Origin of the sequence: Rhodococcus sp. IEGM 27, assembly GCF_033142305.1 — a bacterium.
In the GTDB taxonomy this organism is placed as follows: domain Bacteria; phylum Actinomycetota; class Actinomycetes; order Mycobacteriales; family Mycobacteriaceae; genus Rhodococcus_F; species Rhodococcus_F oxybenzonivorans.
In genome coordinates this window covers 265,235-286,743 of record NZ_JAWLSG010000006.1, presented here as the reverse complement: position 1 = coordinate 286,743, position 21,509 = coordinate 265,235, and the positions used below count along the sequence as shown (strand labels likewise).

At 66.1% G+C, this 21,509-nt stretch carries 18 protein-coding genes; 13 read left to right on the top strand and 5 right to left on the bottom strand.

Annotated elements, in window-relative coordinates; translation table 11 throughout:
* Window positions 1-1,107, bottom strand: coding sequence for a septum formation family protein (locus R4P95_RS22135; protein WP_213574749.1), 1,107 nt, complete (start codon window positions 1,105-1,107; stop codon window positions 1-3).
* An 81-nt stretch (window positions 1,108-1,188) separates the two neighbouring features.
* Here R4P95_RS22135 and R4P95_RS22130 point away from each other — a divergent pair, with 81 nt between their 5' ends.
* The 5 genes from R4P95_RS22130 (at window position 1,189) to R4P95_RS22110 (ending at window position 5,033) form a co-directional block, all read left to right on the top strand.
* Entirely contained in the window at window positions 1,189-1,608 is a 420-nt protein-coding gene (locus tag R4P95_RS22130) for an ankyrin repeat domain-containing protein (protein ID WP_250765697.1), read from the top strand.
* Window positions 1,609-1,641: 33 nt separating this feature from the next.
* Window positions 1,642-2,898, top strand: coding sequence for a serine--tRNA ligase (serS, locus tag R4P95_RS22125; protein ID WP_317745280.1), 1,257 nt, complete (start codon window positions 1,642-1,644; stop codon window positions 2,896-2,898).
* A 94-nt stretch (window positions 2,899-2,992) separates the two neighbouring features.
* Window positions 2,993-3,175 (top strand): bacterioferritin-associated ferredoxin, encoded by a 183-nt coding sequence (locus R4P95_RS22120; protein ID WP_208962940.1) that lies wholly within the window; start codon window positions 2,993-2,995, stop codon window positions 3,173-3,175.
* A gap of 77 nt (window positions 3,176-3,252) precedes the next feature.
* On the top strand, window positions 3,253-3,738 hold the full coding sequence (bfr, locus tag R4P95_RS22115; protein ID WP_109326014.1) for a bacterioferritin: 486 nt from the start codon (window positions 3,253-3,255) through the stop codon (window positions 3,736-3,738).
* A gap of 110 nt (window positions 3,739-3,848) precedes the next feature.
* Window positions 3,849-5,033: an MFS transporter gene (locus R4P95_RS22110; protein WP_317745279.1), complete on the top strand. Its 1,185-nt coding sequence runs from the start codon at window positions 3,849-3,851 to the stop codon at window positions 5,031-5,033.
* A gap of 51 nt (window positions 5,034-5,084) precedes the next feature.
* Here R4P95_RS22110 and R4P95_RS22105 read toward each other — a convergent pair whose 3' ends face one another.
* Window positions 5,085-6,665, bottom strand: a complete 1,581-nt coding sequence (locus R4P95_RS22105) for a Rieske 2Fe-2S domain-containing protein (RefSeq protein WP_317745278.1) — start codon at window positions 6,663-6,665, stop codon at window positions 5,085-5,087.
* Between the two features lie 111 nt (window positions 6,666-6,776).
* The gene (locus R4P95_RS22100) at window positions 6,777-7,655 is read right to left on the bottom strand and encodes a hypothetical protein (protein WP_317745720.1); all 879 of its coding nucleotides are present in this window, start codon (window positions 7,653-7,655) and stop codon (window positions 6,777-6,779) included.
* A gap of 90 nt (window positions 7,656-7,745) precedes the next feature.
* On the opposite strand from R4P95_RS22100, the gene R4P95_RS22095 reads away from it, so the two are divergent.
* On the top strand, window positions 7,746-8,501 hold the full coding sequence (locus tag R4P95_RS22095) for a lysophospholipid acyltransferase family protein (protein ID WP_317745277.1): 756 nt from the start codon (window positions 7,746-7,748) through the stop codon (window positions 8,499-8,501).
* A gap of 204 nt (window positions 8,502-8,705) precedes the next feature.
* Window positions 8,706-9,527, top strand: coding sequence for an HAD family hydrolase (locus R4P95_RS22090; protein WP_159918796.1), 822 nt, complete (start codon window positions 8,706-8,708; stop codon window positions 9,525-9,527).
* A 33-nt stretch (window positions 9,528-9,560) separates the two neighbouring features.
* Here the strand turns inward: R4P95_RS22090 and R4P95_RS22085 are convergent, their stop codons facing one another.
* Window positions 9,561-11,711 carry an N-acetylmuramoyl-L-alanine amidase gene (locus tag R4P95_RS22085; protein WP_317745276.1) on the bottom strand — a complete coding sequence of 717 codons (2,151 nt, stop codon included), beginning with the start codon at window positions 11,709-11,711 and terminating at the stop codon, window positions 9,561-9,563.
* A 237-nt stretch (window positions 11,712-11,948) separates the two neighbouring features.
* Between R4P95_RS22085 and R4P95_RS22080 the strand changes: the two genes are divergently transcribed.
* Complete coding sequence (locus R4P95_RS22080) at window positions 11,949-13,511, top strand: SpoIID/LytB domain-containing protein (RefSeq protein ID WP_317745275.1); 1,563 nt, start codon at window positions 11,949-11,951, stop codon at window positions 13,509-13,511.
* Here the strand turns inward: R4P95_RS22080 and R4P95_RS22075 are convergent.
* On the bottom strand, window positions 13,508-14,617 hold the full coding sequence (locus tag R4P95_RS22075) for a glycosyltransferase (protein ID WP_317745274.1): 1,110 nt from the start codon (window positions 14,615-14,617) through the stop codon (window positions 13,508-13,510). The two genes, R4P95_RS22080 and R4P95_RS22075, sit on opposite strands and share 4 nt — an antisense overlap.
* 147 nt (window positions 14,618-14,764) lie before the next feature.
* Between R4P95_RS22075 and glf the strand changes: the two genes are divergently transcribed.
* The 5 genes from glf to zomB are packed head-to-tail and all read left to right on the top strand — an operon-like array spanning window position 14,765 to window position 21,244.
* Complete coding sequence (gene glf / locus R4P95_RS22070) at window positions 14,765-16,012, top strand: UDP-galactopyranose mutase (RefSeq protein WP_374432658.1); 1,248 nt, start codon at window positions 14,765-14,767, stop codon at window positions 16,010-16,012.
* A complete protein-coding gene (locus tag R4P95_RS22065) occupies window positions 16,009-17,925 on the top strand; it encodes a glycosyltransferase (protein WP_249354102.1) in 1,917 nt (638 codons plus the stop codon). Before glf ends, R4P95_RS22065 begins: the two co-directional genes overlap by 4 nt.
* Complete coding sequence (locus R4P95_RS22060; protein ID WP_208962933.1) at window positions 17,906-18,424, top strand: phosphatase PAP2 family protein; 519 nt, start codon at window positions 17,906-17,908, stop codon at window positions 18,422-18,424. The genes R4P95_RS22065 and R4P95_RS22060 overlap by 20 nt, the downstream gene beginning before the upstream one ends.
* Window positions 18,421-19,326 carry a decaprenyl-phosphate phosphoribosyltransferase gene (locus R4P95_RS22055; RefSeq protein ID WP_213574734.1) on the top strand — a complete coding sequence of 302 codons (906 nt, stop codon included), beginning with the start codon at window positions 18,421-18,423 and terminating at the stop codon, window positions 19,324-19,326. Before R4P95_RS22060 ends, R4P95_RS22055 begins: the two co-directional genes overlap by 4 nt.
* A 1-nt stretch (window position 19,327) precedes the next feature.
* On the top strand, window positions 19,328-21,244 hold the full coding sequence (gene zomB / locus R4P95_RS22050; RefSeq protein ID WP_317745273.1) for a flagellar motor control protein ZomB: 1,917 nt from the start codon (window positions 19,328-19,330) through the stop codon (window positions 21,242-21,244).
* Window positions 21,245-21,509 lie beyond the last annotated feature (265 nt).

Below are 21,509 nucleotides of genomic sequence, written 5' to 3'. Positions count from 1 at the left end.
TCAGGGCCCGGGAACCGGAGCGGCGCCGGGAAGCGGCGTCGGCATCGACCGGCCCTCCGGAGTAGGCGGTGGCGGTACCGGCGCCGCGCCGTTGATCAGGATGTCGCCCTTGGCGGACCCGGTGATGGTCGAGAAGCCGCCGGTGTCGGTCTCCTTGCCCACCGAACAGTTGATGCGCCTGCTGCCCGCCAGCCAGCTGTCGAGTTCCAGGTTGTCCCAGAACAGGGTGAGGGTCTTGTTCCGCAACGCGTCTGCCGAGCCGAGAAACTCGTTGGACGCCTGGGTGCACACGCCCTCGAGGTACTTGTCCTGGTCTTCGACCGACGGCATCGAACCCGGGAACTGGGTGCCGAGATCGACCACGGAGATCACCTCGTACGCGTGAGGCTGCACGCAGTCGACGGGATCGGTGGGGACATTCTGATTGATGCCGATGCAGGTGCCGGGATCCCAGACATTGGATTGGTCCTGCTCGGCCACGCGCCCACTGAATGGAAGCAAAGTGCCTGCGGTGCCGGAGAATTGGAGACCGCACCGCAGGGTGCGCTCCCCGGCGGTCCAGCCTGCCTCGCTGGGGAACATGAGACCGACGCTGAACTTCCCATAAGGGTCGAAACGCGCACCCAGGTAGGTCTCGACGGCGGGCACGCAATGCTCGTCCCGCAGTTCGGCGAACCGCAGGGCGCCCGGGTAACGCGACCCCGGCCCGAACTCTGCGCCCGGGTAGACACTGAGATCCAGTGGGGCCGCCACCTCGAAACGGTGCTCCTCGGCGCAGTCGACCTTCGCGACGTCCTTGCGATCCTCCTTCGGATCGTTCGACGGTGTCCAGTCGAGGCAGTCGCCGGCGACCGCCGATGCGAAAGCCTCCCCTTCCACCGATGCGGTGGCCTGTGGCCCGGGATCGCCCGAGTGGGTGGGCAGATTCTCGCTGCGGTCGAACCCACCTGAGATCGCGAAGGTCGCGATCGCCGCGACCACGGCGCCGATCGCGACAGCAGCGAGCGCGCGACGCGTCGTGGTCGCGGACATGGTGCGGGGTGCCTTGGTCGGTTGCCCGGCGTTCCCGGGCTGCGGTTCGGCACCGTTCGGCTGATCTGAGGACATCGTTTTCCATCATGCCCGTTCCGGTGCGAGAAGCAGAACAACTCCTTCGATCAGGTTCGCAGCGGGGTAGCTTCGAGTGCCATGAACGACCATTCGCAGCCCTCCGCCGAACCTGTGGATCCGGAACTCCAGGAACTCGCGGGCCGGGTGTTCGATGCCGCACGCGCGGGCGACGCAGTGGCGTTGGCCACGTACATCGACGCCGGGGTCCCGGTGAACCTCACCAACCAGAACGGCGACACCCTCGTCATGCTGGCCGCCTACCACGGCCATGCCGAGGCGGTCCAGGCTCTGATCGACCGCGGTGCCGACGTCAACCGACTCAACGACAAGGGTCAGTCACCGCTGGCAGGGGCGTTGTTCAAGGGTGAGGACGGGGTGGTGCGCACCCTCGTCGCGGGCGGTGCCGACCCCACAGCCGGGCACCCCACCGCGGTGGACGCCGCGCGGATGTTCGGCCGAGAAGATCTCCTGAGCCTGCTGGAACCGAAACCCGAATGAGCGCTCCGGAGGCGCCCGGTAGGGTTTGACACCGTGATTGACCTGAAGTTCCTCCGCGAGAACCCCGACGCCGTCCGCGAGTCGCAGCGCACCCGCGGTGAAGATCCTGCGCTGGTCGACGCGCTGCTCGAAGCCGATGCGTCCCGTCGCGCCGCGGTACTCGCCGGTGACACTCTGCGCGCCGAGCAGAAGGCCTTCGGTAAGAAGGTGGGCCAGGCGTCCCCCGAGGAACGGCCCGCGCTGCTCGAGGGATCCAAGGAACTCGCAGCCAAGGTCAAGCAGGCCGAGGCGGCGCAGCACGAGGCGCAGGCCGCGCTCGACGCCGCGCACCGGGCGATCTCCAACATCGTCCAGGACGGCGCCCCGGCCGGTGGCGAGGACGACTTCGTCACCCTGGACACGGTCGGCGATGTCCCCACGTTCGACTTCGAGCCCAAGGACCACCTCGAGCTGGGCGAGTCGCTGGGACTGATCGACATGGAACGCGGCGCGAAGGTGTCCGGCGCCCGGTTCTATTTCCTCACCGGGTTCGGCGCCATGTTGCAACTCGGAATGCTGCAGCTCGCCGCGCAGAAGGCAATGGCCAACGGGTTCCACATGATGATTCCCCCCGTGCTGGTGCGCCCCGAGATCATGGCGGGCACCGGATTCCTCGGCGCCCACTCGGACGAGATCTACCACCTTGCCGACGACGACCTCTACCTCGTCGGAACCTCCGAGGTCCCGCTCGCCGGGTACCACTCGGGCGAGATCCTCGATCTTTCCGCAGGCCCGAAGCGGTACGCGGGCTGGTCGACCTGCTTCCGCCGGGAAGCAGGCAGCTACGGCAAGGACACCCGCGGAATCATCCGGGTCCACCAGTTCGACAAGGTGGAGATGTTCACCTACTGCAAGCCCGAGGATGCCGACGCCGAGCATCAGCGTCTGCTGTCCTGGGAGCGCGACATGCTGGCCGCAATCGACGTCCCCTACCGGGTGATCGACGTCGCCGGGGGCGATCTGGGTTCCTCGGCTGCCCGCAAGTTCGATTGCGAGGCGTGGGTGCCCACCCAGCAGGCGTACCGCGAGCTCACGTCCACCTCGAACTGCACGACGTTCCAGGCGCGGCGCCTCGGTGTGCGGTACCGCGACGAGAACGGGAAGCCGCAGACTGCTGCCACCCTGAACGGCACGTTGGCCACCACGCGATGGATCGTGGCGATCCTCGAGAACCACCAGCAGTCCGATGGGACCGTACGAGTGCCGGAGGCGCTGGTGCCCTTCGTCGGTACGGACGTATTGAAGCCGTAAAAGAATACTGTCCGTTATGCAAGGCTACCCTTGCATCTCCGCCCGAATGATGTAACCCTTACCTAATCAGATAGTTCGCGTAAGGGAGCTCCGCATGTTCGTGTGCATCTGCAAGGCCGTCACCGAAACCGAGGTGCACGAGCATGTGCACGACGGTGCCGACTCTGCAGATGCCATCGGTGAGCGATGTGGAGCCGGATGGGGGTGTGGAACCTGCGTCAACCGCCTCGAAGAAATTCTCTGTGCGTACGCGGAGCGTAATCGCACAGCTGCCTGACAACTGACACCACGATCCGCTGCGGAGAGTGGTCGAGCCTGATACGGTCGCATTAGTCCCGGCGACCGGAGGTTGTCATGCGCGGTAACGACGAGGTAATCGCTCTTCTCAACGAACAGTTGACGAGTGAGCTGACGGCAATCAACCAGTATTTCCTGCACTCGAAGATGCAGGCCAACTGGGGTTTCACCAAACTGGCGGCCAAGACGCGTGCCGAATCCATCGAAGAGATGATTCACGCCGAGATCTTGACCGACCGCATCCTCTTTCTCGAGGCGCTACCGAACTATCAGAAGCTGCTCCCGCTGCGCATCGGACAGGACCTGCGAGAGCAGTTCCACTCCGACCTCGCGGTCGAGCTCGAGGTGGTCGAACGCCTGCGTCCCGGAATTCAGATGTGCCGGGAGAAGGGCGACGCGACGTCGGCGAAGCTGCTCGAAGGCATCCTCGCGGAAGAAGAGGAGCACATCGACTATCTGGAGACACAGATCGAGTTGATGGACAAGATGGGCGACCAGCTGTACATGGCCCAGCTCGTCGATCAGCCACCGACGGCCGGGTAGTCGATCGACGAAAACCGCGCGACTCGTTGGGTGCTCTGTGTAAAAATGGGCGCGTGAGATACCCCGCCGCTCAGCCTTGACCCAGCTCCCAGCGATCGCTCACCGTCCGCGTGGTCGGTTACACCGCCACGCGTGACCTCATTCCGCTTTTCGGTCTCTACGACCTGCTGTTCGCCGACCACGGTCTCAGCGTCGGTCAGATTTCGTCGCTACTCGTCATCTGGTCCGTCGTATCGTTCGTCGCCGAAGTGCCCTCGGGTGCCTGGGCTGACACCGTGTCCCGGCGTGGACTGCTCGTCTTCGCCTCCGCCCTGTACACCGCGGGATTCACCGTGTGGGTGGTGGCGCCGTCGTATGCAGGCTTCGCAGCCGGATTCGTGCTGTGGGGCATCAGTGGTGCCATCCAGTCCGGAACGTTCGAGGCGTTGCTGTACGACGAACTTGCCTCGCAGGGGAAGTCGGAGAGCTTCGCCCGGCTCCTCGGCTACGCCAACTCCGGCGCCATGGCGAGCAACCTCGTCGCCACGCTGACCGCCGCGCCGCTCTTCGTTCTGGGCGGTTACACACTCGTCGGATGGGCCAGTGTCGCTGCGACGGTGGTGCACGGAGGCTTCGCACTACTGCTTCCCGCTGCGCCGAGGGCAGCCGACGCGGACGAAACACGGGAAGTGGCCGGCGGGCGCGGACTGCTGTCCCGCTACGCCGGGATGCTCCGGGCCGGGGTCGGGGAGGTGTCGCACGACACGGTGCTCCGCCGAGGCGTGGTGCTGTCGTCGGTACTCGTCGGATTTCTCGCCTTCGACGAGTACTTCGGCCTGCTCGCCCGCGACGGTGGCACCGCGACGGCGGCTGTGCCGTTGCTGGTGGCCATCACCGTCGCCGGCCAAGTGGTGGGTACCGCGGTGGCCGGACGGACGGCGTCGATGCGAGCGGTGACGATGAGCCGGGTCGTCGCAGTGGGTGCCGTACTGCTCTGTGCCGGAGCGCTTCTGGGTGGTGTCGCCGGGTTCGCGGCAATCGGCGTGGGCTACGGCATCCTCGGCAATGCCATGATCGTGTCGGAAGCTCGTGTGCAGGACGCGATCACCGGTCCGGCGCGGGCCACCGTCACCTCGGTGTCGGGGCTGTTCGGCGAGATCACCGCACTACTGATCTACGTGGGTTTCGCTGTCGGTTCGACGTGGTTCTCGGTCACCACACTCGTTGCAGCACTGGCTGTTCCGGTGCTGCTGTCGGCGGTCCTGGTGCGCCGGTGGCTGCCACCGGTTCGGCCGGACACACCCACCGCCGGGTGAATGTACCTTTGGACGCCTCAGATGCGCCGAAAGGTACATTCGCCCGCGCAATCAGAGCTTGCTGGACCGCAGCTCGTGGCCCTTCGACGTCTTGCAGCGACCCGACTCGAGGTCCCACTGCCAGCCGTGCAGGTTGCAGGTGAGGTTAGTGCCGTCGACGACGCCGAACTTGGACAGGTCGGCCTTGAGGTGGGGGCAGCGACGCTGAATTTCGTAGCCGCCGAGCTCGATCGACGCCGAGTCGTCGTGGGCTTCTGCGAACCAGCCGTCGGCGTAGGCGATGCGCTCGTCGGTGAGGCACTTGAAGAAGGTGTACAGGAACTCGTTGTATCCGCCGACCCGCCACGCCTCGAAGCGGGTGGACAGGAAGATGGTGTTCACCCAGTCGGGTTCGTCGTCCCGGAGCACGGTGCGGACCAGTTCGGGCGCGATACGGAAGCCGTACCGGTACTTGCCGTCCTTCTCCCCGCGCGGACGGACGATGCGCTGCGGGAAGTCGAGGACGACGGTCTCGTCACCCATCACCAGACCGACCGGGTAGCCGATACCGTCGCAGATCAGATCGGACTGCTTCATGATCGGCTCGAACTTGGCCTTGAGCGCCTCGAACAACGGTTCGCCCTCGGCCGGAGCCCACCCCGCCTTCTCGGCGGCCAGGACCGGAGCCATCCGCTGCGCCATGTCCTCGATGTACGCGGCCTTGTCGGCGAAGATCTTGTCGACCTCGGCGTCGGGAATGGGGTGCGTCAGGGTGAGCGCACTGCCCTTCACATCCGCGGTGGACCCCGGGATCATCAATATCCCGCCGTCGTTGCCGTGAATTTTCATCTGCTCGAGGAACGTGATCTGGTCGGGGAAGATGTTTCCCTCGTCGCCGCGGTCGTCGTTGAGGTAACGCAGCTCGTCGTCCAGGAACACCGGCGGACCTGCCGAAGGCACCACCCAGGTGGCATCGACCTGCTCGATGTAACTGCGACACCGATCCATGCCGCGCTGACGCTTCTGCTTGCCGAAGTTGGCCTTCGTCTTGGTGGGAATGTCGTAGACCATCGGGTACCAGATGGCGCCCGAGTACTGCAGCAAATGGATGTCGATCTTGCCGAACTGGTCGTGCAGGACGTCCATGTCGACGGGCCGGGCGTCGTTCATGTTGAAGCACGTCGTCTCGCCGTCGGACACCACGAGACCGGAGTCGCCGATCGGTCCGTCGGCGGGCGCCCGCAAGGCGATGATCATGATGTCCAGGTCGCCTGGCGCGAGCGGGGACTGCGGAGCGACCTCGATTCCTGCCCCGTTGATCCTGTGCTTGACCGAATCCTCGGTCTCGAAGAATTTATGGAATCCGAGTGCCTCGAGTTCCCGTTTGAGGTCCGGCACCGGATAGTCGGGGAGCAGAACGATGGCGTCCTTGTTGACGTGCTTGCTCAGGTTCTCCGGATCGAAGTGGTCCTTGTGCAGGTGCGATACGTACAGGTAGTCGCAGTTGCCGAGGGCGTCCCAGTCGAGCTGGGTGTTGTCCGGGAACGGGAACCACGCCCCGAAGTACGCGGGGTTCACCCAGGGGTCGCACAGGATCGATCCTGCCTCTGTTTGGATGTGAAATCCGGCGTGGCCGACGCTGGTGACCTGCACTGGTATGCCTCCTGAAGAGCTGAGCGACTGTTCCAGGGTAGGCGGCTGCGCCACCTGTGCGTCTTTCCGGTAGCCCCAACTACGGAAAAGGCGCACGCGCGGCGGAGCCGCCTATGTCACTTCGCCCAGGCAGTAGCCGTCCTGGCCGATCGACAAGGTGACCTGCTTGGTCTTCGTCACACCGGTGACATCGGTGACCGGGACCGTGACGTTCACGTAGTCGCTGCGGAGCGGTGTGGTGGTCATGTCGTCTGCCGCGAACGCGGTGGTGTCGGCCAGAACGTCGGGGTCCTGCTTCAGCGGTGGCTGTCCACCGTTCCCCGACCCGGAGGGGTCCCACGGACTGAACCCGGGGCAGATCAAGGGATAGGCGGTCTCGGTGTCGGCCGGGCTCACCGGTCGTCCCGCCTCCCGCGACAGGAACCTCGCCACCGCGTGTTCGGCGTCCGCCGGGGTGTAGACGTCGGCTGTCCCGGCGGGATGGACGTGCGGGCAGGCGTAACCCGACGCGATCTCGCTCCGCTTGACCGACACGGTGGTGCCGCCACCTGTCCAGGACACGGAGAACTGCCCGTCGACACCGGGTTGCGCGAGGGCCCGCAGCACTGCGCCGGTGTCCGCGTACTGTTCGGCCATCTGAGCCGGCGGCAGCGTCCAGCAGGTCGAGGTCAGCCCCTCGGGATCCGTGACGAGGTCGAGAGCCCAGGCGCGGACGGCGTCGGCGGCTTCGGGGTTGCCGGGGACCTCACCGACGACCACCTGCGGGGCCGGCCGGGCTGAGGTGGGAGGCACGGTGGCGGGACCGTCGGCGGTGGAGGTGGGGTCAGCCGCGACTCCTGCCGCCGCGACTTCTCCCGCCGCAATGTCTGCCTCCGCGGCGTCCACGGGGATGCCGGACTGGGAATCGCAGGCCGCCGCTGAGGCGAGGATTCCGACCACGAGGGCGAATGTGTGTGCGGGCGCGAACGCCCCCCTGCCCGTGCGGCCCATTTCCTTCACACGCCCTCCTGCCGACTCCCCGCCGAGCGTCCGTCCCCGACTGCGGGCCAGATCGCCGATACCCGGCTACGCTAGCCGATTGTGGAACCCGTCTATCGAACCGTCATCGGCATTGCCCGCACCGTATTCGCCTTCGAGGGGCTGAAGTTCACGGTCAAGGGCGATCAGCACATTCCCGCGACGGGTGGGGCGGTGATCGCGATCAATCACACCGGCTACATGGACTTCACCTATGCGGGGCTCCCTGCGCGCAGAGTGAAGCGGTACGTCCGCTTCATGGCGAAGAAGGAAGTGTTCGACAACAAGATTTCGGGCCCGATCATGCGGGCCCTCAAACACATTCCCGTCGACCGCGGGGCTGGTTCGGATTCGTATCGGGCTGCCGTCGACCGGCTTCGCCGCGGGGAGCTGGTCGGCGTCTATCCCGAGGCCACGATCAGTCGCAGCTTCGAGATCAAGGAATTCAAGTCGGGCGCCGCACGGATGGCGATCGAGGCCGACGTGCCCATCATCCCGATGGTGATCTGGGGTGCGCAGCGCGTGTGGACCAAGGGGTTCCCGAAGCGCCTCGGGCGAACCAACACCCCCATCTCGATTGCTGTCGGTGAGCCCATCGCGCCGTTCGAGCCCGCCGCCGAATTGACGAAGAAACTCCACACCACCATGCAGGAAATGCTCGCCGACCTGCAGAAGGATTACGACCATCCCGCGGGCGCCTACTGGGTGCCCGCGCGACTCGGCGGCAGCGCGCCGACCTTGGAAGAGGCCGACAAGTTGGACGCCGCCGACGCCGAGAAGAGGGCGCAGGCCCGACAGGCCCGGGAGTCGGGGAGCTAGATCGGGTGGAACCTGTCTTGTCGAGACGGCGGCCAGGGCGCTGTCCCGTTTCCAGGGACTGAGGATTTCTCGCACCGGACTCGACAACATCCCGGCGACGGACCACCGAGATGGACCACCGCGAGACCGAGCTGCGACACCACCGGTAGCCCGCGCCCGGCGGCCGCTCGGCACGGGGAAGAACAGTGCAGGCAGAATGACCGGGTGAGCCCAGACCGACCGACCCTTGTAGCGTCCGATGTCGACGGCACCCTGATCGGGCCCGACGAACGGGTCAGTGCCCGCACCCGTGACGCCGTGCAGTCGGTGGTGGCGTCGGGAACCCCCTTCGTTCTCGCCACCGGCCGCCCGCCGCGGTGGATCCATCCCGTGGTGGAGGGCCTGGGTTATGCGCCCCTCGCCGTCTGCGCCAACGGCGCCGTCATCTACGACGCCGACAGTGACCGAGTGCTCAGCGCCGCGACGCTCGACGTGGACACCCTCACCTGGTTGTCGGAGATCGCTCTGGAGATGTTGCCGGGCGCGGGGCTGGCGGCGGAACGTGTGGGCGTCAGCGCTCACGACGCCGCCACACCCCAGTTCGTGAGCTCTCCGGGCTATCAGCATGCATGGCTCAATCCGGACAACACCGAGATGTCCGAGGACGAGGTTCTGGCAGCGCCGGCAGTCAAGCTGCTGATCAGAGTGCCCGGAATGTCGAGCCAGGCGATGGTCGACGTCTTGCGGCCCCACCTCGGCGCCCGCGCGGACCTCACCTTTTCGACGGACAACGGTCTGATCGAGCTGTCGGCGTCGGGGATCAGCAAGGCGTCCGGCCTCGCGATCGTGATGGAGGAGCTCGGGGTCACGGCGTCGGGGATCGTTGCATTCGGTGACATGCCCAACGACATTCCGATGCTGAACCTCGCGGGTCGAGGAGTGGCCGTGGAGAACGCGCATCCGGACGCCAAGGCGGCTGCCGACGAGGTCACCGCCACCAACTCGGACGACGGAGTGGCAAAAGTACTCGAGCGCTGGTGGTCGTAGACCACCAGCGCCCGAGAGGGTGATGCAGTTCCGTCAGCCCACCGGAGCTGGTGCCGGAGCCGGAGCGGCCGGCGCAGGCTCGACCGGTGCAGGTGCAGGTGCCGGTGCAGCCGGTGCAGCTGCCGGCGGCAGCTGTGCCGGATCCGCGGGCGGTGCGGCGGGCGCTGCGGCGTCGACCCGGGCGCCGTCGCGGTACGCCTCCGCGTAGGCGTCGTTGTAGGTCTTCAACACCTTGGTGACGATGCCGGTGAGCTCGTTGAAGATGAGCGAGCCGTTCTCGAAATCGGTGCGCAGCCCACCCGGGATCGGGTATTCGTCCGAGGTCGGCAATCCCAGCTCGCCGTTGTCGGCGCCCAGGTTCTGCCAGGTCTTGAAGATCTGTCCGAGAACCGACCACACACCCCCGTTGGGTGACGTGTAAATGGCTCCGTTGGTGAACTTCGCACCCTGGTTGCCGGCCTTCGCCTGCAGCAGTCCGGTGACGGCCTGCCCGAGGGGGCCGGTGTCACCGCCTTCGGCCACCCACTTCTGTGCGACGGGGGAGGGGTCGGTCAGCCGGAGAATTTCGTTGACCAGCGCCGGAATGCCTGCGCCGAGGCTCGCGCTCACATCCGTTCCCGGCGCGGACGCAGGCGGGGTCTCGCCCGGGGGAGGTCCCGAGGCGAGTGATGCGCTGTCGCCGCCGCCACCGGTATTCGCGGCCGCGATCTGACGGATCTCGTCCATGTGCGAGTACCCGGCATCACCGGGGCAGGAGGTGTTGCCGACGTCGCGGTGCGCGAAGATCACCGGCAGGTCGACGGCCTCACCCTGTGCGTACGGCGTGAACTCGGTGCCTTCCGAGTACATCGTGGTCTGGCCGAGCGGATCGAGTCCCGCCTTGGCGAGCTTCCATCCGAGGAACTTGCCGACGGAGTCGATCGTCGCCTGCGGCGGATCCTCGGACGAGAAGTCACCCATCATCGCGATGCCCATGGTGTTCTCGTTGAACCCGCCTGCGTGCGCTCCTTGAACCGGACGGTCCAGGCCGCCGGCGCGACCTTCGAAGATTTGCCCGTACTTGTCGACCAGCACGTTGTAGCCGACGTCGCACCAGCCCAGCGTCTGCGCGTGATACGCGTAGATCGCCCGGACGATTTCGGCCGACTCGGCCTTGGAGTAGTCGTTGGCGCCGGCGGTGTGGTGCACCGTCGCCCCTCCGATGAAGTCGTCGTACGTCGGTTCGTCGCAACGGATCGACTCGTCGGCGCCCCACTGGGAGCGGGTGATCACCTTGGGTCCGGATCCGCCGATCGGTGCCGCGATGTCACTCAGGGCTCCGTCGCCCGGTCCGCTTCCCGGCTCGATGAGCACGGCGGTGACGTCGTCTGCACCGGTCTGGGCCGGCTGTTGACGCAGCGGCCGGTCGACGGAAGCGGGTGTGTACCCCAGCGGCGCAGCACCCGCGGGCGCCGCTGCCGCCGGAGGTGCAGGTGCCGCCGGAGGTGCAGGCTGCGGCGCGACCGGAGCGGGTACCGGCTCGGCGGCGGATGCCGGCGCAGACGTGGGCGTCAGGATCTGGATGGCCTTCGTCAACCCGACGTACACCGGTTCGGTGGCCACCGTGCCGTTCGACGCCGTGCTGTCGGTGCGCCGCGTGTCGATCATGTCGGGGGAGAACCAGTCGCCCCAGGTTCCGTCGGCTCGCAGGGCGCGGACCTTCGACTCGGCGGACGCCACGGTCTCGGAGGTGAGCGCCACCATGCTGAACGGGGTGTCCCGGGTGATTTCCTTGACGATGGCTCCCGGCTGCTGGTCGGCAGGCGGCAGGATCGCCGGGTCGGAGACGTCACCGGGAGCGGGAAGCTTCAGGGGGATCTGCAGGTTGGGGATCTGAATTCCGGCCGGCAGGGGCAGATTGCTCGGAATCTGGATGTACGGCGGGATCTTCACGTTGCGCAGATCGCCGATGTTGACGTCGGGCAGGTTCAGCCCCGTGAGTTCCTTCAGCGGAATCACGATGTCGGGAATCTGGGAGAGCACTACCTGGGCGATCTCCGTGGATACCGCGGAGGCAGAGGTCTCGTTGGTGGAGCGGACGTCGGAGGGGGCGCTGCTGATGCCGTAGACCGCAACGGGACTTGCGACAGCCAGAGCAGCGACAGCCCCGAGGACGATCGAGGGCTTCGGTCGGCGGTGCGGCAAGGGGACTCTCCTCAGTTGTAGTTTCCTGCGAGCAGGCCTCGCTCATCTGCAACTTGTGATGCCGATGTGACCTATGTGACTGATGTTGCCAACTCGAATCACTCTTGCCACACTAGTCACACAGGTCCATAACGCTCAACCTTACATTGAGACTTTATCCCGAATTCTTCGGACCCGCCGGAGCAAGGCACTCACCGCGCTTCGGAGCTCGTTGTTTCAGCGCTGAGGAGTGCATTGATGTCCAAGACCGAATTCGGGATCCGCGCAGGGAGAACTGCCTGGACACGGAAAAGACGGTACATCGCGGGACGTCCCGCTCGGCGCGGATGGACGTCGTCGGTGGCGCGCGTGTCGACGCTCGGTATCGCTCCTCTCCTCGTGGTGGGCGCTGCGGGCATGGCGGTCCATCTCCGCTCGGCCGAGCCGGAGGTCCGGGAGTCGGTCGCCTCGGACACTTCGTTCACGCTCTCCGGGCACGGCAACGGGCACGGTCGCGGGATGGGCCAGTGGGGCGCCTACGGATACGCCAAAGACCAGGGATGGGCAGCCGAGCGCATCCTCGCCCACTACTACGGCGGAACCACCCTCGGCACGCTCGCGGACGCGCAGATCAGCGTGCGACTACAGGGCCGCGACGATCAGACACTCGACGTGTATTCCGCCGTCGGTGCGGTCGTGGCGGGCAAGCCCGTCGGGCCGGGTGAAGCCGTGCACCTCACGCCGACGGCGGGCGGTGGCGCCAACGTCGTCGTGACCCGGGGCTGCGCCGGGGAGGTGCTGTGGCAGGACGTCACGGACCACCCGTGGGTGGACCCGGTCGATCTCGGGCCCGACCGTCCGTCGAACGAGCACCTCACCTTCTGTGCCGGCGACACGCCGTACCGCGGTGCGCTCGGTGTCGCGCTGGACGGCGCAGCCGTGCGCACGGTCAACGTTCTCGGCATGGAGGACTACCTACTCGGGGTCGTGCCCGTCGAGGCGAAGGCCGAGTGGGCCGATACCGGCGGTGCGGAAGCCCTTCGGGCACAGGCGGTTGCCGCACGCTCGTACGCTGCCGCCGAGAGTCGTGAAGCCTACGCGCGGACCTGCGACACCCAGAGTTGTCAGGTCTATGGCGGCTCCGAGGTGGAGGATCCCCGCACCACGGATGCCGTGCGTTCGACTCAGGGCATGATCCTCGTCAAGGACAACAAGGCCGTTGCCGCCGAATTTTCCTCGTCGACAGGCGGATTCACGGCCGGTGGCGAGTTTCCGGCTGTCGAGGACCAGGGCGACACCGCGTCGCCGCACCACGATTGGACGGTCACACTGACGGCCGGCGATATCGCGACCGCGTTCGGTGTGGGCGAACTCCACACCTTCGAAGTGGTGACACGCAACAACTTCGGCGTCGACGGGGGCCGGGTCACCGGTGTGAAGGTAGTTGGTTCCGCCGGTACCACGGAGGTGACGGGGGCGCAGGCGCGGGCCAAGCTGAAACTGAAGTCCGACTGGTTCACGGTCGGCGAGGGCGTCGGGATACCGGGAGTGCCGCCGGCGCCGAGCGAACCCGACCCGAGTCTCGCCGACGACGACACCGTCGGCACCACCCCGGGATCGCCGATCGCCGAGAAGTACAAGGAACTGGGCGGAGTGAACAGCACGCTCGGTGCACCGGTCGGCCCGGAGATGATGCTGCCGTCCGAGGCGGGCAAGTTCCGGGTGTATCAGAACGGAACCATCATCTGGACGGAGAAGCTGGGTGCACAGGTGATCGACGCGAGTGTGCTCCGGGACTGGATCCCGACCGGCGGCAGCTAGCGGTCGTCCCCGAGCACCGCGAGCATTCCGTCGACGGATTCGGCCCAGCCGAAATCCTCGGCCCGACGCCTGGCGGACGCCCGCCGAGTATTCGCGGGAATCTCGAGGACGCTGCTGACCGCCTCCGCGAAGGCCGAGCCGCGGTTGCTCGCCAGGGCGCCGCACCCCGGTGTGATGATTTCGGCCAGCGCCGAGGACTGTGACGCAACTACCGGGGTGCCCGCTGCCAGCGACTCCAGCGCCGACAGGCAGAACGTTTCGTGCGGGCCGGGTGCCAGCGACACGTCGGCCGAGGCGAACAGGGCGGCGAGCCGCGACTTGTCGCTGATGAACCCGGTGAAGTGGACCGGGAGTCCGCGTGCCCGGGACTTCAGTGCTTCGCGCCGGGGTCCGTCACCGGCGATGACGAGGCGGGTGTCGTGCCCTTCGCGCCGAAGTAGGCGGACCGCCTCGATGCTCCGCTCCACCTGCTTCTCCACCGAGAGGCGGCCACAGTGCAGGAGGAAGCGCTGCGCGGGCCCGGCGTAGGAGTCGCGCATGCCCTGATCGTGTTTGCCGGGATGGAACATCGCCAGATCCACCCCCAGTGGCACCCGGTGCAGGTTGGGTGCCCTGATCCGGAGGAACTCCTCGCTCGCGAAGTCCGTCGTGCAGACGACGGCGTCGTAGTTGCGCGCCATGCGGCGGTTCGCGGCATCGGCCCACCCGGTGGCGAGACGACGCGGTGCAAACTGGCCGAGAAGTCGGTCGAGACGCTCGTGTGAGACCACGACACTGCGAATGCCGCGGTCGCGGGCCCAGCCGCCGAAACCACGCAACGTCAGCCGATCGGACACCTCGAGGACGTCGGGTCGCAGTCCTCGCACGACGTCGGCCACGCGCCGCGGATTGACGATGCGATAGCCCCCCGTCGCTGGGATCACCGGTGCCGCCCGCGTGATCCGCAGGACCCCACCCGGCAGAACCTCCTCATTGTCCCGCTGACCTGGGACGACAAGAACCACTTCGTGGCCGCGCTCGGCGTAGCCACGCCCCCAGTTGTGCAGGGCAGTGCGGAGCCCGCCCGACCGCGGTCCGTAGAAGTTGGCCAACTGGACGATGCGCACCCGATCATTGAGCTGGATCGGCGCGACGGCGGGAACAACGAGGTTCGCAGAAGCGGTGAATACCGGGAGAACTCCTCGTGCATGGCGAGGGTGTCCGTGCACCCCGTGGCCGCGCACGGGGGGCCGAGTCGCTTACCCTGGTTCACCGTGACCGCTGCAAACCCAGAGACCACTGCCCCCGCGAAGGCCGAGACGGAGCGCGACAGCGCGGCCGGATACGACCTCATCGTCGTCGGCTCCGGATTCTTCGGACTGACCATCGCCGAGCGTGCAGCAACACAGCTGGGCAAGCGTGTGCTGGTGCTCGACCGCCGCCACCACCTGGGCGGAAACGCCTACTCGGAGGCCGAGCCGGAGACCGGCATCGAGATCCACAAGTACGGCGCGCACCTGTTCCACACCTCGAACAAGCGCGTGTGGGACTACGTCACCCAGTTCACCGAATTCACCAACTACCAGCACCGGGTGTTCGCACTGCACAAGGGGCAGGCGTACCAGTTCCCGATGGGCCTCGGCCTGGTGTCGCAGTTCTTCGGCCGCTTCTTCACCCCGGAGGAGGCGCGGAAGCTGATCGCCGAGCAGTCCAGCGAGATCGACCCGGCGGAAGCGTCCAACCTCGAGGAAAAGGCGATCTCCCTGATCGGACGCCCGCTGTACGAGGCCTTCGTCCGGGACTACACCGCCAAGCAATGGCAGACGGACCCCAAGAACCTGCCTGCGGGCAACATCACTCGACTGCCCGTGCGGTACACGTTCGACAATCGCTACTTCAACGACACGTACGAGGGCCTGCCCGTCGACGGTTACACGGCATGGCTCGAGAACATGGCGAAGGACCCGAAAATCGAGGTCCGGTTGGAAACGGATTACTTCGACGTCCGTGACGAGCTGCGTGCCGCGAACCCGGACGCTCCCGTCGTCTACACGGGCCCCCTCGACCGGTACTTCGACTACTCGGAGGGTGAGCTGGGCTGGCGCACGCTCGACTTCGAGACCGAGGTCCTCGAGACCGGCGACTTCCAGGGAACACCGGTGATGAACTACAACGACGCCGACGTGCCCTTCACGCGCATCCACGAGTTCCGCCACTTCCACCCGGAGCGGGATTACCCGAAGGACAAGACGGTGATCATGCGCGAGTACTCGCGCTTCGCCGAGAGCGCGGACGAGCCGTACTACCCGATCAACACCCGCGAGGACCGCGAGAAACTCGCCGCCTACCGGGACCGGGCCAAGGCGGAGATGGCCGAGAAGAAGGTGTTGTTCGGCGGACGCCTCGGCACCTACCAGTACCTGGACATGCACATGGCGATCGCGAGCGCGCTGTCGATGTTCGACAACTCCCTTCGACCGCATTTCGAATCCGGTGCGGAACTCGTGGGGGACTCCGAATGAGCGCCCGCCACCTGCTCGAGGCCGAGAAGGGGACCGAGGACCCGTCGTTGCTGGGCAAGTCGTTGCTGCAGCGCATCCTCGTGCCCCGGCCGGGGGAGCCCCTCGACGTGCGCACCCTCTACGTGGAGGAAGCGAAGACCAACAGTCGTCGCGCCCACCCGCTGTCGCGGACGTCGCTGTCGGTCGGTGCGGAGTCCGAAGCCTCGTTCTGCACCTATTTCAACGCTTTCCCGGCGAGCTATTGGCGTCGCTGGACCATCCTGAAGTCGGTGGTGCTGCGGCTGGATCTGTCCGGCCACGGCCGCGTCGACGTGTACCGCTCGAAGGCCGACTCGTCCCGCATCCACGTCGAGGGACGCGAGTTCCTCGACGGCGACGCCGCGATGGAGTTCGAGATCGAGCTGGCGCCTTTCGAGGACGGCGGCTGGATCTGGTTCGACATCACCTCCGACACCGAGGTCGTGCTCGAGAGCGCCGGCTGGTTCGCTCCGATCGATGCGCCGGGCGAGGCCACCGTGGCCGTGGGCATCCCCACGTTCAACCGGCCCACCGACTGTGTGAAGGCGTTGGAAGCGCTCGCGTCCGACGAGCTGGTGCTCGATGTGGTCAAGGCCGTCATCGTCCCGGATCAGGGCACGCGCAAGGTCGTGGACGAGCCCGGGTACGAAGAGGCCGCAGCCGCTCTCGGTGATCGCCTCGTCATTCACGACCAGGCCAATCTGGGTGGCTCGGGCGGCTACAGCCGCATCATGTACGAGGCCCTGAAGACCACCGACTGCCAGCACATCCTCTTCATGGACGACGACATCGAGATCGAGCCCGACTCGATTCTGCGTGCGCTCGCGATGTCCCGGTTCGCCAAGTCCCCCATGCTGGTGGGTGGCCAGATGCTCAACCTCCAGGAGCGCAGCCACCTGCACACGATGGGCGAAGTGGTCGATCGCAGCATTTTCATGTGGACCGCCGCGCCCAACGTGGAATACGACCACGACTTCTCCAAGTACCCGCTCAGCGACCGCGAGAACTCGAAGAAGCTGCACCGCCGCATCGACGTCGACTTCAACGGCTGGTGGATGTGCATGATCCCCCGCCAGGCGGCCGAGGAACTCGGTCAGCCGCTCCCGCTCTTCATCAAGTGGGACGACGCCGAGTACGGGCTGCGCGCCCGCGCGGCCGGTTACCCCACCATCACCATGCCCGGCGCCGCCATCTGGCACATGGCGTGGAGTGACAAGGACGACGCCATCGACTGGCAGGCGTACTTCCACCTGCGGAACCGGCTCGTCGTCGCCGCCCTGCACATGCCGGGCAGCGTCCGCGGCCTCGTGGTCAACAGCGTGAAGGCCACCATCAAGCACTTGCTGTGCCTCGAATACTCGACCGTGGCGATTCAGAACCAGGCCATCGCCGACTTCCTCCAGGGACCCGAGCACATCTTCGAGTTGCTGCCCACCGCGTTGGGCAACGTCCACGCGATGCGTAAGGAATTCCCGGACGCCGTTGTCTTGCCGTCGTCGACCAGCCTGCCGCTGCCCTCCGGGGCCGAGGTCGGCGCCGTCGGTCTGCCCACCAACCCGCTGGCGAAGATCGTGCGCCTCGGCAAGGGCCTGGTTCACAACGTCAAGCCCGCGCACACGGAACACCACGAGCGGCCGCAGCTCAATGTCCCGACGCTGGACGCACGCTGGTTCCTCCTCTCGCAGGTGGACGGCGTCACGGTCACCACCGCCGACGGCAGGGGAGTCGTCTACCGGAAGCGCAACCCCAAGCAGGCCCTCGCGCTGCTGAAGGAAGCCCTGCGGCTGCGCCGTGAACTGGCTCAGCGGTTCCCCGATCTCAAACGTGAGTACCAGGACGCTGTTCCTGCCCTGACCAGCAAGGAGAGGTGGGAACGTGTCTTCGGCATCTCGTGAGGTGAAGATTCTGCGGTCCGTGCAGTCGACGATCGCGGGCAAGCCGGGAGTCGTCGCCACCGCCCGTGGGATGTCTCACTTCGGTGAGCACGCCTTCGGCTGGGTGGCCGTCGCCGGGATCGGTGCCGCGCTCGACAAGCCCCGCCGGCGTCAGTGGGCGGGAGTCGCCGTCGGCGCGGTGGGTGCCCACGCAGCGTCGATCGCGATCAAGCGCGTGGTCCGCCGGCCTCGGCCGATCGACCCGTCCATCCAGGTCAACGTGTCGACACCGAGCAAACTGAGCTTCCCGTCCTCGCACGCCACATCCACGACGGCGGCTGCTGTGCTGCTCGGCCGACTCACCGGGCTACCCTTGCCTGCGTTGTTGGTACCGCCGATGCTGCTCTCCCGGCTCGTTCTGGGAGTGCATTACCCGACCGATGTGCTCGCCGGATCTGCCCTGGGGGCCGCGTCTGCGGCTGCGGTACTCAAGGCCGAGCAGAAGTTTGGAGAAAAATGAGCGAGGAACCGGCCGTCGTCACGGGACCCCCGACATCCCTGGCCACAGGCATCGTCCGGGCAGTTCGCCCCCGCCAGTGGGTGAAGAACGTCCTGGTGCTGGCAGCTCCCATCGCGGCAGGAACGGCCACGGAGCCCGACGTCCTGCTGCCGGTCGCGCTCGCATTCGTGGTGTTCTGCATGGCAGCATCCGGCATCTACCTCGTCAACGACGCAATGGATGTCGAAGCGGACCGCGCACACCCCACCAAGCGATTCCGTCCCATCGCTGCCGGCGTACTCCCGGTCAACCTGGCATTCGCCATGGCGGTCGTCCTCCTGGTCGGTGCCATCGCCCTGTCGTTCCTGGCCAACTGGCAGCTTGCCGTCGTGATGGCCGTGTACATCGGTATCCAGCTGGCGTACTGCTTCGGGCTCAAACACCAGGCCGTCCTGGACATCTGCATCGTCTCGTCCGGCTTCCTGCTGCGCGCCATCGCCGGTGGTGTGGCCGCCGAGATCGCGTTGTCGCAGTGGTTCCTGCTGGTCATGGCGTTCGGATCGTTGTTCATGGCCGCCGGTAAGCGGTATGCGGAACTGCAGCTTGCAGAGAACACCGGGGCGAAGATCCGCAAGTCGCTCGAGAATTACACCACTACCTACCTGCGCTTCGTCTGGACCCTCAGCGCCACGGCCGTGGTGCTCTGCTACGGACTGTGGGCCTTCCAGCAGGACGACCTGAAGAACACGAACTGGTACGCCATCTCCATGGTGCCGTTCACCGTCGCGATCCTCCGCTACGCGGTTGACGTGGACGGTGGCGAGGCAGGAGAGCCCGAGGAGATCGCTCTGGGCGACCGCGTGCTCCAACTCCTCGCCATCGCCTGGATCGGAGTGGTGGGTGTCGCTGTCTACCTCGTCTGACGTGGTAGGAGGCACCGAACACTCGGATGCCGCCGCGGAGCAGACCGAACGCCACCGGAAGGCCATCCTCTCGAGGGTGGTCTTCCTCGGGGGTGTGGCCATCTCGGCTCTCCTGATGTTCTGGGGAGCCTGGGAGCGTCGGTGGATCGCCGACGACGGTTTGATCGTCCTGCGCACTGTGCGCAACCTGCTCGCGGGCAACGGTCCCGTCTTCAACGCAGGCGAGCGCGTCGAGGCGAACACCAGTACCGCCTGGACCTACATCGTCTACGCTTTCGGCTGGCTCACCCAGAGCCGGCTCGAGTACGTGGTTCTCACGATTGCCCTGGTTCTGTCCACGGCTGCCATCGTGCTCGCCATGCTGGGCACGGCCCGGCTCTACCGCGGTGGATCGTTCGGCTCGGGCGGGACGCTGTTCCTCCTGCCTGCCGGTGTGCTGGTCTACATCGCGGTTCCGCCTGCGCGCGACTTCGCCACGTCCGGCCTCGAAAGTTGCCTGGTCATCTTCTGGATCGCGCTGCTGTGGCTGCTGCTGATCCGCTGGAGCCAGGCTGCTGCACCCTCCACCGGATCTGTGCTGATCCTCGCGTTCATTGCGGGAATGGGCCCGCTGGTGCGACCCGAACTGGCTATTCTGGGCGCCCTGTCGCTGGCCATGATCTTCCTCGCACCCGGACTGACCTGGATGGCGCGCACCGTCATGGTGTTCGTGGCCGGCATCGTGCCGGTCGGGTACCAGATCTGGCGGATGGGCTACTACGCGCTCCCGTATCCCAACACCGCGGTGTCGAAGGACGCCGGTGGCGCCAAGTGGTCGCAGGGGTTCGCGTATCTGTGGAATCTTGTCGGCCCGTACCTTCTGTGGCTCCCGTTGCTGTTCCTTCTCGTCGGCGTCGTGTTCTCCTGGCGGGGTCGCGGCAAGTCTCTCGGCAATGGTGTTGCTCACACTCGCGGCAGCCGTGTCCGACGCCTACGCGCCCGGCTCCGGACGCAGAATGCGGTGGTTGCATTCATTCTCGGCAGTGGATTCATTCTGGGTCTCTATTCGCTGCGTGTCGGCGGCGACTTCATGCACGGGCGCGTTCTCCTTCCCGTGCTGTTCTGTTTCCTCGTCCCCGTCGCCGTTATTCCGGTGCGAATTCCCGAAAAGGTGTCGTGGGGGAGAAATCGCGAAACCTCACTGTTCTTCGCGATGGCATTCCTGTGGGTGGGCACTGTGGTGTGGGCATTCTTCGCGTCCAATACCACCGGAATGCCGGAAGGCGCCGTCGTCGGGCGATCCGGAATTGTCGACGAGCGCGCGTTCTACGTGCTCAATACCGGTCACGCCCATCCCATTCGCGCCGACGATTATCTGGACTATCCCCGGATGCGGGCCATGGCGGAAACCATTGCGGACACCCCGGACGGTGGCCTTCTCATCCCGTCGCCCGACTACACGTACTGGTTCGTCGTTCCTCCGCCCCTTCCGATCCCAGAGGGCGGTGCAGGCCACACGGTCTATTTCCTCAACCTCGGCATGACGAGCATGAACGTCGGGCTAGATGTGAAGGTTCTCGACCAGATGGGCCTCGCCTATCCGCTCGCGGCCCACACCGAGCGTCTGGACGACGGCCGCATCGGACACGACAAGAACCTCTATCCCGACTGGGTGGTGGTCGACACGGGAATGATCGACAAGCACCCTTGGATGCCCGGATTCCTCGACGAGGAATGGGTGACGGAAGCGCGCGTGGCGCTGTCCTGCCCAGAGACGCAGGAACTGTTGACCTCATATAGGTCCGAACTGACCTGGCCGCGTTTCAAGCAGAATTTCAAGGATGCGTTGGATTTCGCGAGTTACCGTTTCGATCGGGTGCCTGCATACGAAATTCAGCGGTGCAATCTGGAGCCACCTTTTCCGGAACCGGTGAAATAGGCCGAATCGGGCAGGCGCGGTCGCTGGTGGCTGACCTGCAGATCTCGATGCCAGAACGTCACATCTCGTTTGTGTAACGCGGGGCCCTTCGGTCACGATGTACGTCGATGATGAGTCATCGGTGACGGTGGTCTGGAAAGTGCCCGGCAAATGCTCCGCGAGCGTTTGTCAGGGGACTTTGTGTGACATACAGTCCACCGAGCGCAGTGTGACTTGGAAGAGGTCCGCTGCCGACCCGGGATAGATCCGGGCCGGCAGGTCGCCT

Excerpts from the sequence above, each read along its gene's own strand:
- R4P95_RS22065 (WP_249354102.1), top strand. The coding sequence starts at position 16,009 with ATGAGCGCCCGCCACCTGCTCGAGGCCGAGAAGGGGACCGAGGACCCG.
- R4P95_RS22055 (WP_213574734.1), top strand. The coding sequence starts at position 18,421 with ATGAGCGAGGAACCGGCCGTCGTCACGGGACCCCCGACATCCCTGGCC.
- R4P95_RS22135 (WP_213574749.1), bottom strand. The coding sequence starts at position 1,107 with ATGTCCTCAGATCAGCCGAACGGTGCCGAACCGCAGCCCGGGAACGCC.
- bfr (WP_109326014.1), top strand. The coding sequence starts at position 3,253 with ATGCGCGGTAACGACGAGGTAATCGCTCTTCTCAACGAACAGTTGACG.
- R4P95_RS22080 (WP_317745275.1), top strand. The coding sequence starts at position 11,949 with ATGTCCAAGACCGAATTCGGGATCCGCGCAGGGAGAACTGCCTGGACA.
- R4P95_RS22130 (WP_250765697.1), top strand. The coding sequence starts at position 1,189 with ATGAACGACCATTCGCAGCCCTCCGCCGAACCTGTGGATCCGGAACTC.
- R4P95_RS22100 (WP_317745720.1), bottom strand. The coding sequence starts at position 7,655 with ATGGGCCGCACGGGCAGGGGGGCGTTCGCGCCCGCACACACATTCGCC.
- R4P95_RS22120 (WP_208962940.1), top strand. The coding sequence starts at position 2,993 with ATGTTCGTGTGCATCTGCAAGGCCGTCACCGAAACCGAGGTGCACGAG.